The organism is Pseudomonas sp. B7(2017) (genome assembly GCF_002112745.1).
Classification (GTDB): domain Bacteria; phylum Pseudomonadota; class Gammaproteobacteria; order Pseudomonadales; family Pseudomonadaceae; genus Aquipseudomonas; species Aquipseudomonas ekonensis.
Genome location: NZ_NEIP01000031.1, coordinates 1 through 13,038, shown reverse-complemented (window position 1 = coordinate 13,038; position 13,038 = coordinate 1). Strand labels below are relative to the sequence as shown.

Sequence of the window (13,038 nt, the reverse complement as noted above, 5' to 3'; positions counted from 1 at the left end):
CCCCCCAACCGCTCCCCATTCACCATCACCTCCACCCCATGCCACCCCGCATAATGCTTGCGTGTCGTGAAGTCCTTGATCTGCTGCCGCCGCACCACCTCAACCTCCCCAAACCCCGCCAAATCCAACCCCTTCAACTTGAACACCTTGCGCGACGTCCCGCCGTTTGCCTTCACGTAGTCGATCGCGTAATCGATCACCAACCGCTGTACCTCGGGCACGGTGGACTTTACGGTGAACGACAGTGTGATCGTGTCCCCCAGCCGTACCACTGCCGGTTCCACCTTCACGTCCAGCAACTCGACCTCGGCCTTCGCGCCGGCGCCGATGAGGCTCAGGGCGCGGGGGTTGCCTTGTTTGATCAGGTTGCGCAGGGCGTGTTTGGCGATCCAGGCGGTGTGTTTGTTGTCCAGCGACCAGCCTTCGACGGTGTCGAGCACCCAGTGCGGGTGTTCCTTGGTGATGTCGTTGAGGTGGTTGGCCACGGATTTGCGCACGTAGAGGCTGTCGTCGGCCTTGAGCCGGTCGAGGATGCCGGCCGCCAGTTGCGGGTCGGCCTGCACCGGTTCGAGGCGGAACGACCAGGGCAGGCGCGGGCGGCTGCCTTCGCTGGCGAGGCGGCGGACGTGGTGGTTGTCGTCGCGGGCCCAGTCGTGCATGCGTTCCAGGGTGCGGGCCAGGTCGCTGCGCAGGAAGTGGCGGATGGCGAATTCAGAGGAGCCGAACGCGGTGAAGTAGTGGAGTGCGTCCAGCGAGGTGTCGAACGCGTGGCCGCCGTAGCTCGCGACGTAGTGCGGCAGGGTCATGCTGACGAAGGCGCTGTTGAGCCGGGGCGCGAGGTCGCGCAGGACAGCGAGCGAGTCTTCGTAGCTCAGCGGCAGCACGGCGTGCAGGCATTCGCTGACGCGGGCCATGCGTTGCATCACCGAGAGCTCGGCGAGGCCGTCGTTGGCCTGTTTGAGGAAGGCCTTGGCGTTGAACGCCGGGTACACGGCGCTCATCTCGTCGGCGATGTGCCGCAGGCGTTCGGCGTTGAAGATTTCCTTGAGCGCCGGGGCGGCGGTGGCGGGGGTGCTCATGGTCAGTTCATCGGCGTGCGGGCGAAGGCGTCGAGGCCTTCGGCGTACGCGGTGTAGTGGGCGATGTGCGGGAAGCGGGCGGCGTCGATCTGGTCGGGGACCACCAGGCCGGTGAAGCTCCAGGCGACGGCCAGGGTGATGCCGTCCTGCATCAGCGCGCCGTCGGTGGGCAGCGGTTGCCGTTGCAATTCCAGCTCAAGGGCGGTGAAGGCGGCGGCGAGTTGGCCTTCGACCCGCTCGACCCACGGTTGGAACTGGATCTCCGCCGGGCGCAGGTTGCGCTCGTAGTAGAGCTGCACGGCTTTTTCGCACGCGGCCAGGCCCAGGCCGATGAGGTGCAGGGCGCGTACGCGCGCGGCGGGGTGGGCGGGCAGCAGGGATTGGCCGGAGAGGGTTTCGAGGTAGTCGATGATCAGGGTCGAGTCGATCAACGTCTGGCCGTCATCGAGGATCAGGGTAGGGGCCTTGACCACCGGGTTGATCTGTTGGAAGCGCTCGAAATGGCGGAACACCGACACCGGTTCGTGCGCAAGCTCGATGCCCAGGCACTGGGCGGAGATGGCCACGCGGCGGACATAGGGTGAGTCGAGCATTCCGATCAGTTTCATGTGCAGCTCCCTGGGTGTTTGTTATGGGAGTCGAATGTAGCGGTTCGGTCTGGCGGTTGACTACACCCGCATGCCGTAACGGGGATGAAACACCCGAAAATAAAGGGCTTTGCGGGCCTTGTCGGGGGTGGTTCCGGTTCTATAGTCAAAGTGCCAGCATCGGCCAGGGATGGTAAAAGCAGACAAGTTCAGACCCACTGATTCAGTACTTGTCGGCATGTGTCCCTTGCAGTCCAAGGCCTTGCGAACGTGGAGGCCTTGGAAGGTGCGAACGCATCAGGTCGTGCTTTACGGACAGCAAGGGGGGCGGGACATGTACGGTTATAGATTCACGGTGTTGTGTCTTGTGGGCATAGGACTGACCGGATGTGGCAGTTCAAAGCCCGAGCCGGGCGTTGTTGCCGAGAATTGGACACTCAATACGGAGCAACTGGGTATCAAGGCGATCTATCCGCCCCGTAGCAATGTTGAAGTGGGTGACCTGTTTATTGCGCGTGCGGCAAAGGCGGGCGAGAAACTTTCCACCGGCGACTACGTCCTCGCTTCGACGAAATTCGATTACATCGATATCGATGCGCAGATTGTCGAATCCGCGCGCAAACACACGTTCACGTCGTTGGCCACCTATGACGACGGTTCGGGAAACGGCTCGGTGCAGGCCCGGGCGCTCATCCCCATGGAAATCGATGGCACACAGGTCAACAGTCTGGTGGCGTTTCCTGGGTTTACCTTTGCCTCACTGGCCGAGAGCGACATCGGGGTCAACGTTACCAGCAGCGCCATCGCGTCCGCCCTGGGGTTTGGGCGCCGTTCTCAATACAGCGTTTCGTATTCGGTTCCCAGCGCTGAAACGTATGGGGCCAGGTATCTGCTGGCGAGAAAGCGATTCGACGAAGAGACGTCCACCCGTTACACGGAAGATGATCTTCGCAGAATGCGCGAGGCGGCTGATCAACTGCAGGCAACTCAGATGAAAACGGCAAACGCCGCTGCCCCGATACTGGTGTTTGTCACGGATGTCTATTTGGCCCGTGCCCTTGATGTGGTGGTGACCTCAGAGGAGGGTATGAGCGGCACGTTCAAGGCTGTGACCTTGGCGATGGTCGATTTAAGCGACAAGAAAAAATCCCTTGAGGCACAACTGGGCAAGTTGACCGGGGAAGCGGCAACGAAGCCTCAAGCACCTGCGGAGGCGCCCAAGCCCAAGCCGGAGGATCCCAAGCCCAAACCGGAGGATCCCAAGCCCGCCGCCGCAGCCGAGAAGCCCAAGGATGACAAGCCCCCCAAAGAAGGTTCAACGCCGCCTAAACCGCCGGCCAAGCAAGCCGAGATCGATCGGGTCAAGTCCGAGTTGGCACAGGTTAACGATCAGTTGAGGGAGAAGGTCAGCCAGATCGTGCCGGACTTGCCCGGGGTCACCGGATCGGTGGTCCGGTCATCGGCGTTGGGCATCACGTTGCGGCAAGCCTTTGCGGAACCTGTCGCCATCGGATATCGAGGCATCCATTTCAAAATTGCGGCGCTCAAGCCTTCTGGTGCAGCTGGCAAACCGCTTGAGCCAGATCCCGGCGGTGACCCAGGGCCATTAATGCTTCCCGGCATCAAAATCATGGGTACAGACCGCTGACATCGGGTCTGGGCTCGTGTACCGGCGAGTGCACCGCACTCGCCACCTGCTCACTAGTCCTCAAACCCCACCTGCTCCTGCATCTCCTCCACCTTCAACCCCAACCGGTACGCCAGCGCAATGAACAACGCCTGGCACAGGCACAACGTCGCGCTCAACGAGCGGAACGCGAACGAACGCCCCTCGTTGACCAGCAGCACCGCGCCGGCGCCTTTGGTCAGCGGCGAGAGGTGGCTGTCGGTGATGACCAGGGTGTTGGCCTGCTGCTGCCGGGCCAGGCGCAGGCAGTGCTGGGTTTCCTTGGCGTAGGGGGTGTAGCTGATGGCGACCACCAGGTCGTTGGCGCGCACGCTGCGCATCTGTTCGCGGTAGCTGCCGCCCAGGCCGGAGATGAGCTGGATGCGCTTTTGGGTGTGGCGCAGGTTGTAGGCCAGGTAGTCGGCCGCGGCGAAGGAGCGGCGCACGCCGATGACGTGAATGTGGTCGGCGCCGGCCAGCAGGTCCACGGCCTTTTCGAACGCGGCGTCGTCCAGTTCCAGGCCCAGCCGTTCGATGCCGGAGAGGGTGGCGGCGATGCATTCGCGGGCCAGGTCGCTGTCGGTGGTGGGCCGGGACTTGTCGGCGATCAGCGTGCGGATGCGTTTCTGGTGGCTCTGCACCGGCGTGGTCTTGTGGGTGTAGGCCTCGCGAAACAGCGCCTGCATCTCGCTGAAGCCGCTGAAGCCGAAGCGCTGGCAGAAGCGCACGATGGCCGACGGGTGCACTTCGCACTCATGGGCGATGTCGCTGATGCGGTCGAGCATGATCCGCTCGCTTTGCTGGCTCATGTAGGCGGCGATGCGCTTGAGCTGGCGCGGCAGGGAGTCGTGTTCGTCGGTGATCCGCTGCAGCAGGCGCTCGGCGTTGACCGGCTGATCGGTGGACGGCATGGGCAATCCTTCTGGCTGTTCTTTTATAAGGGCACGCGGCTGCGGCGAGGAGTCGCCGGCCTTGAGGATAGCCAGTCCGGGCGGCGTTTTGTGAAGCCTAAGTCCATGGTTTTGCTGCTGAATCGATGCACCGCGCCGGCCTGCGCGTTCAGGGTGGGGTGCGACAAAGCGCCACGCCCAATCGCCGTTTGTCTTCTATATACAGCCGCTGGACTGAATTTCTTGCTATAAACGCACTCCGATGGCCGCTGCGAACCCCGTCTGCGGGCGGTTTCCGGGCTTTGTCGGACAAATTCCCTGTATTTCCAGTTGCTGAGGCCTCAATCGGGCCTTAGACTGCCGCCCCTTCGTAAATTGAGTGCCGGGTGGCGTTTGCAATAAACGATGCCTTTCCGATGACCGCAGGCGGTTCGCCGGAACGCTCCCTAATTCGCCTTAATGCACGTTTTTTATTAGAGATATCAATGACAAAGGACAAGTTGCTGGCCATGCCGGCAGATGACTACATGAATGCCGAGCAGCACGCTTTCTTCACTGAGCTGCTGCAGAACATGAAAGTCGAAACCCACGAGCGCATTGAGCAGAACCGTATTGCCATCGAAAGCCTGGACACCCCGGCTGACCCGGCGGACGCCGCCTCGGTGGAAGAAGAGCGCACCTGGCTGGTGAACGCGATCGACCGCGACCAGCGCATGCTGCCGCAACTGGAACAAGCCCTTGAGCGCATCAAGGAAGACAGCTTCGGCTGGTGCGACGACAGCGGCGAGCCGATCGGCCTCAAGCGCCTGCTGATCAGCCCGACCACCAAGTACTGCATCGAAGCCCAAGAGCGCCACGAGCAGATCGACAAGCACCAGCGCCAGGCCTGATTGCGCCGACGCGGTCATCGCGGGCAAGTCCGCCCCCACAAGGTTTACGGTGATACCCGGACCTTTGTGGGAGCGGGCTTGCCCGCGAAGCGTTTTGCCGTCCGTAACAATCCCGCCGTTCCATTGACCTGCCACAGACCCCACGACTAACGGACCATGGATAATGGCGTTGTAGTGGCGTCTAATGCGGCCACAACAATGAGAACACGCGTGGGGTTACGAAATGACGAGAGATGGATCTCTGGTTGAGGCTCTGCCTGCACCAGTTGTTTTGCCGAAGAACCGCTGGCTGTCGCCGACGCTGCAGAGCATCGCCCTGATGCTGTTGCTGGCGGGCATGGCGCTGGGGGGCTGGCCGCTGTATGCGGGCATGCCGCTGGCGGTGCTGATCGTATGGCTGCCGCGACTGCGTTCCCGCGCCACCCCTGAGGCCCGGCCTGTCGACACCGGCAGCGCGATGGTCGAACTGACCCGCGACCTTTCCTACACCACCAGCCATAACGCGCTGTCCGCCGCCGGTGTGGCGTTTTCGGTCAAGGCCCTGGCCGGCAAGCTGCAATCCCAGCTCGATGCGGCACAGCAGATCGTCAGCAACGCCGAGGTGATGATCGCCACCGAACAGGCCACGTCGCAGCTCAGCCGGCAGGCGTTGGGCGCCGCCAGCGAGGCGCACCACAGCAGCGCGGCGGGGCATACCGTGCTGGTCGATTCCATTTCGCGCATGCATCAGCTCAGCCAGCGCGCCAACGACAGCCGCGAGCTGATCGAAGCCCTGAGCCAGCGCAGCGACGACATTCAGCGCGTCACGCTGGTGATCCAGTCCATCGCCAGCCAGACCAACCTGCTGGCGCTCAATGCCGCCATCGAGGCGGCCCGTGCCGGCGAGCACGGGCGCGGGTTTGCGGTGGTGGCGGACGAGGTGCGGGGCCTGGCGGCGCGCACGGCGTCGGCCACCGACGAGGTCGGCGAAATGGTCGCCGACATCCAGCAACGCACCGCGCAGGTGGTGGAGCAGATCCGCCAGCTCTCCGATGACCTGCACACAGGCGTGGAGCAGGTCGAGCTCACCGGCCAGCACCTGGAAAACATCGCCCGGCTGGCCGCCGGGGTGGAAACCCAAGTGGGCGAGATCGCCCAGGGCGCCGAGACCAACCGCGAGCAGCTCGACAGCCTGTTCACCGCCATCGAGCAGATGCGCGCCGACCTGGCCATCAGCGACCAGCAGACCCGCCGCCTCGCCGAAGCCGCCGTGCAGATGGAAGGCCAGGCCGAGACCATCAGCGAACGGCTGGCCGAGGTCGGGCTGGATGACTACCACCAGCGCATCTACGACCTGGCCCGCGAAGGGGCCGAACAGATCGCCGCGCGCTTCGAGGCCGATGTCGATCAAGGCCGGATCAGCCTCGACGACCTGTTCGACCGTCACTACCAGCCGATCCCCGGCACGCGGCCGGAGAAGTATCAGACCCGGTTCGACCGCTACACCGACCAGGTGCTGCCGGCGATCCAGGAACCCTTGCTGCCGCGGCACGAAGGTTTGGTGTTCGCCATCGCCTGCACCCAGCAGGGTTACGTGCCGACCCACAACCAAGTGTTCAGCCAGCCGCTGACCGGCGACGAGCAGGCGGACACCGTCAACAACCGCACCAAACGCAAGTTCGCCGACCGCACCGGCATCCGCTGCGGCAGCCACCAGCAGCCGGTGCTGTTGCAGACCTACACCCGCGACACCGGCGAGCTGATGCACGACCTGTCGGTGCCGATCACCGTCAAGGGCCGGCATTGGGGCGGATTGCGCCTGGGCTACAAGCCTGAGGCGCCGCGCTGAGGATTGTTGCCGCACCTGCAATGAAGCTGTGCATCCCGGCGGCTGTTTCCCTGGGGCCTGAGTCATTACTCTGCCTGCATAGTTAGGTAGCTAATGGTCTCGGGAGGTCAGCATGCAGTGCAGGGTCGATGTGGCGGCGGTGATCGGCAGTGCCGTGCCCGCTGGCTTGCGGGCGCGGGGGCAGCGCGTGTGCTGGGTGGTGCTGCTCAACGGCGAGCCCCGGGGGACGGCGTTCGCCAGCCGCGACGAGGCGGAAGAGTGCAGGGCCGCTTGGCTGGCGCAGCTGAACGCCGGGCTTGAAGGCCACCTGCACTGACCGGCTCAGAGGCCCGCTTGCGTTTCCAGTGACCGGGCGAGGGCGCAGGCCTGGTTGTGATCCTTGCGGAATCCTCTCACACGTCCTGTAGATGTTTCCTTGATGTGAAAGAACCCGTTACCGGCCGGCACCACGCGATAGCGCGGCCCGTCGGTAACGGGTTCATTGCGTTGCAAGGCGTAGCCGTCCGCCGTCGGCGGGAATGGGAGGGCGTCGGGACGGGCCTGGGCGGGCAAGGCGAAGTGGGTCAGGTTGCACATGTGAAGTCCTTTTCGTGGTCGGATCGGCATTGGTTTACCGTTGCGGGTAGTCGTATCGAGCGTCGGTGCTCTAGAATCGCCAGTGCCTGTTGGCGAACGTTGTTTATCTAAAGCAATTTTTTACCGGCGATATGTCGGAAAAATGCTTTTTTTAGTAAGTTTTTTCCCTAAAGTTCGTAGTCGGTTTTGTCCGGCCCATGACGAGGCGTTTTCCTTCAACGTCCGGCGAACTTCAGGGCAGATTCCGCGAGCGGCATTCCGTTAGTCTTACCGAACCTCGCGATGAAGGGGTCGCTGCCCCGCTCAGGCTTTCACCTGATTCATTCGGCAATACCGTCGGCCCGGCCGTCACTTTTTCGCCGTGCGCGTTTTCCGGCGTGCGGCACTCTTTTCCAGTGTGGGGATGTTTCTTTGGCAGTCAGTAACCTCGATATGCATGCCTTGTTCGTGTTGGGCGATTTGCGGGCAAAGCTGGTCAAGCAGTTCCAATCGCGTTTCGTGTATGTCACCGAACAGAACGCCGAAGGCATTTACGTGGCGGAGATCGACACCGAAAGCGCCTTGGTGGTGGACGACAAGCCGGGGCTCAAGCTCAAGGTCGGCGACCATTTCAGCGCGTCGGTGCTGCCCAGCCGCGAAGGCGGCAAGTTCGACATCCGCTTTCGTGACATCAAGCTGGTGGTCTACGGCCTGGGCGACTACGCCTTCGTCACCACCGCCGAGGGCCATGCCATCGTGTTCAAGGAAGGCCACAACGTGGTGACGGTGTTCGCCGCCCACGCGCAGTTGACCGAAGGCCTGACCAAGACCCTCAAGGCCGTCACCGCCAAGGCCGCCAAGTGGCGCAAGGGCGAACTGGTGACGTTCAAGGCCAGCGAGTGAGCCGCGCCGACTTTCATGGGCAGCACCTCGACCGCGCCCGTGAGGAGGCCCGCAGGCTCTACGCCGCGAAGGCCGAGCTGAAAGGCGCCTGGCTCGGTTGGGTGGCCTCGCAGATCTACGGCCTGCGCCCGGCGGAATACGCCAGCATGGTCAGACGCGAGCTGCAGCGCTTGCAGGAAATGTCTGAAAACTGATCTTCGTCCGTGTCATGCCCTGAAAAAGCAGGAACCTCGTCTACAGTCAGTTGACTGAGTATTCAGAGGCTTGCGGTCTTCTGTCAGGCCGTCCTGCTATTGCTGCGAACAGCACGAGGTGCAACGCATGAACGGATTACGACAGTGGTTTTTCGCCTGCCTGAGCGCATGGGCCCTGCTGGCGACGCCGGCGGCGAACGCTGCGCAAAAGCCCATCCATTTCGCCGACCTTAACTGGGAGAGCGGCAGCCTGATCACCGACGTGCTGCGGATCATCGTCGAGAAGGGCTACGGCCTGCCCACCGACACCTTGCCGGGCACCACCATCACCCTGGAGACGGCGCTGGCCAACAACGACATCCAGGTCATCGGCGAAGAGTGGGCCGGCCGCAGCCCGGTGTGGGTCAAGGCCGAGGCCGAAGGCAAGGTCGCCAGCCTCGGCGACACGGTCAAGGGCGCCACCGAGGGCTGGTGGGTGCCGGAGTACGTGGTCAAGGGCGACCCGGCCAAAGGCATCAAGCCGCTGGCGCCGGACCTGCGCAGCGTCAGCGACCTGATCAAGTACAAGGATGTGTTCAAGGATCCGGAGAATCCGGCCAAGGGGCGCTTCCTCAACAGCCCGATCGGCTGGACTTCGGAGGTGGTGAACAAGCAGAAGCTGATCGCCTACGGATTGCAGGATGCCTACACCAACTTTCGCAGTGGCTCCGGTGCGGCCCTGGATGCGGAAATCAGTTCATCGATCCGCCGGGGCAAGCCGGTGCTGTTCTATTACTGGTCGCCGACGCCGCTGCTCGGCAAATTCAAGCTGATCCAGTTGCAAGAGCCACCCTTCGACGCCGAGGCCTGGAAAACCCTGACCGACGCCGACAACCCCAACCCGAAACCGACCCGTTCGCTGGCCTCGAAGCTGTCGATCGGCGTGTCGGCGCCGTTCCAGAAGGAATACCCGGAGATCGCGGCGTTCTTCGCCAAGGTCGATTTCCCCATCGACGCGCTGAACAAGGCTTTGGCCGGCATGAGCGAGAAACACACACCGCCGCGGGAGGCGGCGGTGGCGTTCATGAAGGATCACCCGCAGGTGTGGCAGGCCTGGTTGCCCAAGGACGTGGCGGACAAAGTGGCCGCCGGCCTGTGACCAAGGCCGGCGCCTTCAATGGTCAACCGCTCTGGTCGCGCCCTCAGAACCGCGTCTGCACCGCCAGCTCGAAGGTGCGCGGCGTGCCCAGGTAGTACGCGGGCGACACATGGGCGAACTCGGCGTACACCTCGTTGGTCAGGTTGCGCACCCGGCCGGTGACGGTGGTGTGCGCATCGACCTTGTAGCTCAGGAAACTGCCGAACAGCGTGTACGACGGCACGGTCATGGTGTTGGCCGTGTCGGCGTACACCGACGCCACGTACCGCGCATCGACCCCGCCTTGCCATTGCGGCGAGAAGTCATAGGTCAGCCACAGGTTGCCCACGCGGTCCGGCACGTTGGTCGGCGTGTTGCCCTTGCGCGAGACCACCACGCCGGCGGCGTTCTTCTCCGTGAAGTCGTCGTATTGGGCATCGACCCAGGCGAAGTTGCCCTCGGCCAGCAACCGGTCGGTGATGCGCAGCGAACTGGCGACCTCGATGCCTTTGGAGGTCTGCTGGCCCACCGGGATGCTTAGGGTCGGGTCCAGCGGATCGGTCACGGCGAAGTCCTTGCGCTCGATCGTGTAGGCCGCCACTGTCGCCGAGCCGCGTCCGTTCAGGTAGTCGAACTTGCTGCCGATCTCCCACTGCTTGCCCGTCGAGACATCAAAGTCCTGGGTGCCGTTCGGCTGTTCGGCGGCGGTGCTGTACTGCACGTAGACGTTGGCCGACGGAATGAATTGGTAGGTCAGCCCGACGCGGCCGGTGACCGGTTCCCAGCTGCGTTTGAGGTGCTTGGGGTTGCTGGCGGTCACGGTGCGGTGGTTGGTCACGTCCAGGTCGATGTCGTCGTAGCGCAGCCCGGTGAGCAACGCCAGCTTGTCGGTCAGCGCCAGACGGTTTTCGGCGAACAGGGCCTTGGTGGTGACCTCGTTGGTCTTGTCGCTGACGAAGCCAGGCTTGGTGCCGGGAATGTCGTAGAAGTGCCCAGGCCGGTAGTTGTCGGGGTCGACCGTGCTCGCGCCCTTGACGTTGAGCGGCGAGTTGGTGGTCTGGTTGACCTTGTACTCGAAGCCGCCGGACCACGTGGTGTCGAGGCCGAACAGGGCGTTGTCGTGGCGCAGTTCGAACTGGTTGCCGTTCTGTTCGCCCTGGTGCCGCACCTGATACGCGGTGGAGCGGTTCACCGCGCTGTTGTCGGCGTTGTACTGGTAGGTCTCCAGGTTGCGGTAGTCGCGCTGGCTGTCCAGGTGGTAGAGGGTGTTGCGCAGGGTGGTGCTGTCGTTGATCCGGTAGTCGATGATCGAGCGCACCCAGATCGTGCGCTGTTCGTAGCGGCCGTCCTCGACGTTGTAGTTGTTGAAGCGGTTGTGCTTGTCGATCTTCAGCTCGCCCGCCTTGGGATTGAGCACCGGCGTGCCCCAGTACGGGCTGTCTTCGTGCTCGTCCTGGTATTCCAGGGCCAGGGTGTGCGACAGGTCGGGCGTCAGGTCGCTGAGCAGGGAGAACGCCACGCTCCAGGCGTCCCGCTCCTGGCGGTCGATGTAGCCGTTGCCGGTGTTGTGGCTGACGTCCAGCCGCGCGTAGTGCTGCACGTCGGCGCCGGGTTCGCTCAGGGCATGGTTGAGGCCGAAGGCGGTTTCGACGGTGTCGAAGGTGCCGTAGCTGACCCGGCCTTCGACGGCCTGCTCGTCGCGGGTGGCGAGCTTGGTCACGTAGTTGAGCGAGCCGCCGACCGAGCCGGCGCCGTTGATCAGCGACGACGGGCCGCCGACCAGTTCGACCCGGTCGTAGATCCACGCATCGACCGGCCGCGCCAGCCCGCCGGAGACGTTGACGCCGTTGAACATCTGGGTGATCTGGCTGCTGGTGAAGCCGCGGTAGGACACGAACCCGCCGAAGCCCGGCGGGGCGCTGGCGTTGACGCCGGGCAGGGTGTTGGCGGCGTCCTGGAAGTTCTGCGCGCCGTGGCGTTCGATGTCGTTGCGGTTCGCCACCGCCACCGAGGCCGGCGTGTCGCGCACGCTCAGGCCCAGGCGCGAGGCCATGCCGCTGGAGCCGTCCAGGCTCAGGCCCGGTTCGGCGGCGGACTCGCCGTCGATGGTGATCGGCGCCAGGTCCACGGCCGATTGCGCCCAGGCGTTGACGGACAGGCAGCCGCACAGGCTCGCCAGCAAAGTGAGTTGTTTCATCGTTTGAATCCTGAATGCTTGTCTAGGAATCAGCGCACAGGCGAACGCCGCGCGTTGGCGCAGTGGGCTGACGAATCAAAAAGGCAAGGGCACTCAGGCGAGCGGCGGGGCGCGGGGGTTGGCCGAAGGCCAGGTGAAGCGGGCGGGGAGGTCGGCGCTGACGATGGCCGGCCGCGGCGGGCTGTGCTGTTCCGGCAGGATCGCCAGGGTCAGGCTGGAGTTGAACGCCGGCCCCATGCCGCCGGTGGAGCACAGCGGGCAGCCGAAGGCTTTGGCCAGGGTCGGCAGTTTTTCTTCGGAAGGGGTGGCGGCGAGCGGCGCCTGGGTGGCCGGATCGACCGCGCAGAACTGGCCGCCGAGGCCGTTGAGCTGCATCCCGACCATTTGCCCGTGACCGATGCTGCAGGCGAACACGTTGAACAGGACGCAGCAATAGAGCATCCAGGCCAGCAGTGAGCGATCGGAACGGGTGAATTTCATGGGCGGCACTTTACCCAAGGTCGAACGGTCGTGCACATGGAAAAATGCCGTCTAGGATGATTTTGTTCAAATCGAAAACAAGGAACCGCGACCATGACGTTTGTCTTGGCTCGAGGGTTGGTCACGGTGTTCGCGGTGATCAGCCTGGTGCATGTGTATTGGGCCCTGGGCGGGCAGTGGGCGGCGGCTGCGGTGGTTCCGCACGTGCCCGTGGCCGAAGGCGCGGCGACGTTGCGGCCGGCGTTCAAGCCGTCGGGCTGGCTGACGTTGCTGGTGGCGGCGGCGCTGCTGTCGGTGGCCGCGCTGGTGTGCCTGCGGGTGGGGTGGTGGTTGCCGACGGTGCAGCACTGGTCGCTGCAATGGGTGATCAGCGCGATTGCGCTGCTGATGTTCGCCCGGGCCATCGGCGACTCGGAGCTGGTGGGCTTCTTCAAGGAGGTGAAGGCCTCGCGGTTCGCCTGGCTCGACACCTGGTTCTACTCGCCGCTGTGCACGGTGTTGGGGGCGGGGTTGCTGGCGGTGGCCTGGGTTTGAGGTGGTTTGTGCCGGCCTCATCGCCAGCAGGATCGGAATCAGCCAGGCGTGCACCACCGGCCCTTCGCTGAACGCGGAAAAACACAGGATCGACGCCAGCGCCACGCACCACGAACCC

14 protein-coding genes and 1 pseudogene are annotated in these 13,038 nt (G+C 63.9%); 8 read left to right on the top strand and 7 right to left on the bottom strand.

Going from position 1 to position 13,038, the window contains the following annotated elements; all coding sequences use genetic code 11:
* Together CAG29_RS27845 and CAG29_RS27840 are read right to left on the bottom strand one after the other, a co-directional pair.
* Window positions 1–1,079: DNA alkylation repair protein (locus CAG29_RS27845; protein ID WP_085695450.1), on the bottom strand; the 1,079-nt coding region annotated here is incomplete at its 3' end.
* A gap of 2 nt (window positions 1,080–1,081) precedes the next feature.
* On the bottom strand, window positions 1,082–1,687 hold the full coding sequence (locus CAG29_RS27840) for a glutathione S-transferase (RefSeq protein WP_085637494.1): 606 nt from the start codon (window positions 1,685–1,687) through the stop codon (window positions 1,082–1,084).
* Window positions 1,688–2,000: 313 nt separating this feature from the next.
* Here CAG29_RS27840 and CAG29_RS27835 point away from each other — a divergent pair, with 313 nt between their 5' ends.
* On the top strand, window positions 2,001–3,314 hold the full coding sequence (locus CAG29_RS27835; protein WP_139831537.1) for a hypothetical protein: 1,314 nt from the start codon (window positions 2,001–2,003) through the stop codon (window positions 3,312–3,314).
* A 53-nt stretch (window positions 3,315–3,367) separates the two neighbouring features.
* On the opposite strand, the gene CAG29_RS27830 is transcribed toward CAG29_RS27835, so the two are convergent.
* A complete protein-coding gene (locus CAG29_RS27830) occupies window positions 3,368–4,243 on the bottom strand; it encodes a MurR/RpiR family transcriptional regulator (protein WP_085586362.1) in 876 nt (291 codons plus the stop codon).
* A 464-nt stretch (window positions 4,244–4,707) separates the two neighbouring features.
* Here CAG29_RS27830 and CAG29_RS27825 point away from each other — a divergent pair, with 464 nt between their 5' ends.
* From CAG29_RS27825 to CAG29_RS27815, 3 genes are all read left to right on the top strand, one after another.
* Window positions 4,708–5,112, top strand: a complete 405-nt coding sequence (locus CAG29_RS27825; protein WP_065260998.1) for a TraR/DksA family transcriptional regulator — start codon at window positions 4,708–4,710, stop codon at window positions 5,110–5,112.
* A gap of 223 nt (window positions 5,113–5,335) precedes the next feature.
* Complete coding sequence (locus tag CAG29_RS27820) at window positions 5,336–6,940, top strand: methyl-accepting chemotaxis protein (protein ID WP_085695448.1); 1,605 nt, start codon at window positions 5,336–5,338, stop codon at window positions 6,938–6,940.
* Between the two features lie 112 nt (window positions 6,941–7,052).
* Complete coding sequence (locus CAG29_RS27815; RefSeq protein WP_085695447.1) at window positions 7,053–7,256, top strand: hypothetical protein; 204 nt, start codon at window positions 7,053–7,055, stop codon at window positions 7,254–7,256.
* A gap of 5 nt (window positions 7,257–7,261) precedes the next feature.
* Here CAG29_RS27815 and CAG29_RS27810 read toward each other — a convergent pair whose 3' ends face one another.
* The gene (locus CAG29_RS27810; RefSeq protein ID WP_085695446.1) at window positions 7,262–7,516 is read right to left on the bottom strand and encodes a hypothetical protein; all 255 of its coding nucleotides are present in this window, start codon (window positions 7,514–7,516) and stop codon (window positions 7,262–7,264) included.
* Window positions 7,517–7,948: 432 nt separating this feature from the next.
* Between CAG29_RS27810 and CAG29_RS27805 the strand changes: the two genes are divergently transcribed.
* From CAG29_RS27805 to CAG29_RS27795, 3 genes are all read left to right on the top strand, one after another.
* A complete protein-coding gene (locus CAG29_RS27805) occupies window positions 7,949–8,398 on the top strand; it encodes a hypothetical protein (protein ID WP_170930397.1) in 450 nt (149 codons plus the stop codon).
* The gene (locus tag CAG29_RS27800; RefSeq protein ID WP_085586371.1) at window positions 8,395–8,592 is read left to right on the top strand and encodes a hypothetical protein; all 198 of its coding nucleotides are present in this window, start codon (window positions 8,395–8,397) and stop codon (window positions 8,590–8,592) included. Before CAG29_RS27805 ends, CAG29_RS27800 begins: the two co-directional genes overlap by 4 nt.
* Window positions 8,593–8,719: 127 nt before the next feature.
* Complete coding sequence (locus tag CAG29_RS27795; RefSeq protein WP_085586373.1) at window positions 8,720–9,730, top strand: ABC transporter substrate-binding protein; 1,011 nt, start codon at window positions 8,720–8,722, stop codon at window positions 9,728–9,730.
* A gap of 43 nt (window positions 9,731–9,773) precedes the next feature.
* Here the strand turns inward: CAG29_RS27795 and CAG29_RS27790 are convergent, their stop codons facing one another.
* Together CAG29_RS27790 and CAG29_RS27785 are read right to left on the bottom strand one after the other, a co-directional pair.
* Window positions 9,774–11,906, bottom strand: a complete 2,133-nt coding sequence (locus CAG29_RS27790; protein ID WP_085695444.1) for a TonB-dependent siderophore receptor — start codon at window positions 11,904–11,906, stop codon at window positions 9,774–9,776.
* A 93-nt stretch (window positions 11,907–11,999) separates the two neighbouring features.
* Entirely contained in the window at window positions 12,000–12,386 is a 387-nt protein-coding gene (locus CAG29_RS27785) for a DUF2946 domain-containing protein (protein WP_085586377.1), read from the bottom strand.
* A gap of 93 nt (window positions 12,387–12,479) precedes the next feature.
* Here CAG29_RS27785 and CAG29_RS27780 point away from each other — a divergent pair, with 93 nt between their 5' ends.
* Window positions 12,480–12,920, top strand: coding sequence for a DUF3995 domain-containing protein (locus CAG29_RS27780; protein WP_085586379.1), 441 nt, complete (start codon window positions 12,480–12,482; stop codon window positions 12,918–12,920).
* Here the strand turns inward: CAG29_RS27780 and CAG29_RS28875 are convergent.
* Window positions 12,921–13,038 (bottom strand): annotated as a pseudogene (locus CAG29_RS28875) (Na+/H+ antiporter subunit G); the annotation flags it as partial.

What these genes read in the sequence shown, in the direction of transcription:
- CAG29_RS27840 (WP_085637494.1), bottom strand. Translation starts at nt 1,687, where the DNA reads ATGAAACTGATCGGAATGCTCGACTCACCCTATGTCCGCCGCGTGGCC.
- CAG29_RS27835 (WP_139831537.1), top strand. Translation starts at nt 2,001, where the DNA reads ATGTACGGTTATAGATTCACGGTGTTGTGTCTTGTGGGCATAGGACTG.
- CAG29_RS27830 (WP_085586362.1), bottom strand. Translation starts at nt 4,243, where the DNA reads ATGCCGTCCACCGATCAGCCGGTCAACGCCGAGCGCCTGCTGCAGCGG.
- CAG29_RS27825 (WP_065260998.1), top strand. Translation starts at nt 4,708, where the DNA reads ATGACAAAGGACAAGTTGCTGGCCATGCCGGCAGATGACTACATGAAT.
- CAG29_RS27820 (WP_085695448.1), top strand. Translation starts at nt 5,336, where the DNA reads ATGACGAGAGATGGATCTCTGGTTGAGGCTCTGCCTGCACCAGTTGTT.
- CAG29_RS27815 (WP_085695447.1), top strand. Translation starts at nt 7,053, where the DNA reads ATGCAGTGCAGGGTCGATGTGGCGGCGGTGATCGGCAGTGCCGTGCCC.
- CAG29_RS27810 (WP_085695446.1), bottom strand. Translation starts at nt 7,516, where the DNA reads ATGTGCAACCTGACCCACTTCGCCTTGCCCGCCCAGGCCCGTCCCGAC.
- CAG29_RS27805 (WP_170930397.1), top strand. Translation starts at nt 7,949, where the DNA reads ATGCATGCCTTGTTCGTGTTGGGCGATTTGCGGGCAAAGCTGGTCAAG.
- CAG29_RS27795 (WP_085586373.1), top strand. Translation starts at nt 8,720, where the DNA reads ATGAACGGATTACGACAGTGGTTTTTCGCCTGCCTGAGCGCATGGGCC.
- CAG29_RS27790 (WP_085695444.1), bottom strand. Translation starts at nt 11,906, where the DNA reads ATGAAACAACTCACTTTGCTGGCGAGCCTGTGCGGCTGCCTGTCCGTC.
- CAG29_RS27785 (WP_085586377.1), bottom strand. Translation starts at nt 12,386, where the DNA reads ATGAAATTCACCCGTTCCGATCGCTCACTGCTGGCCTGGATGCTCTAT.
- CAG29_RS27780 (WP_085586379.1), top strand. Translation starts at nt 12,480, where the DNA reads ATGACGTTTGTCTTGGCTCGAGGGTTGGTCACGGTGTTCGCGGTGATC.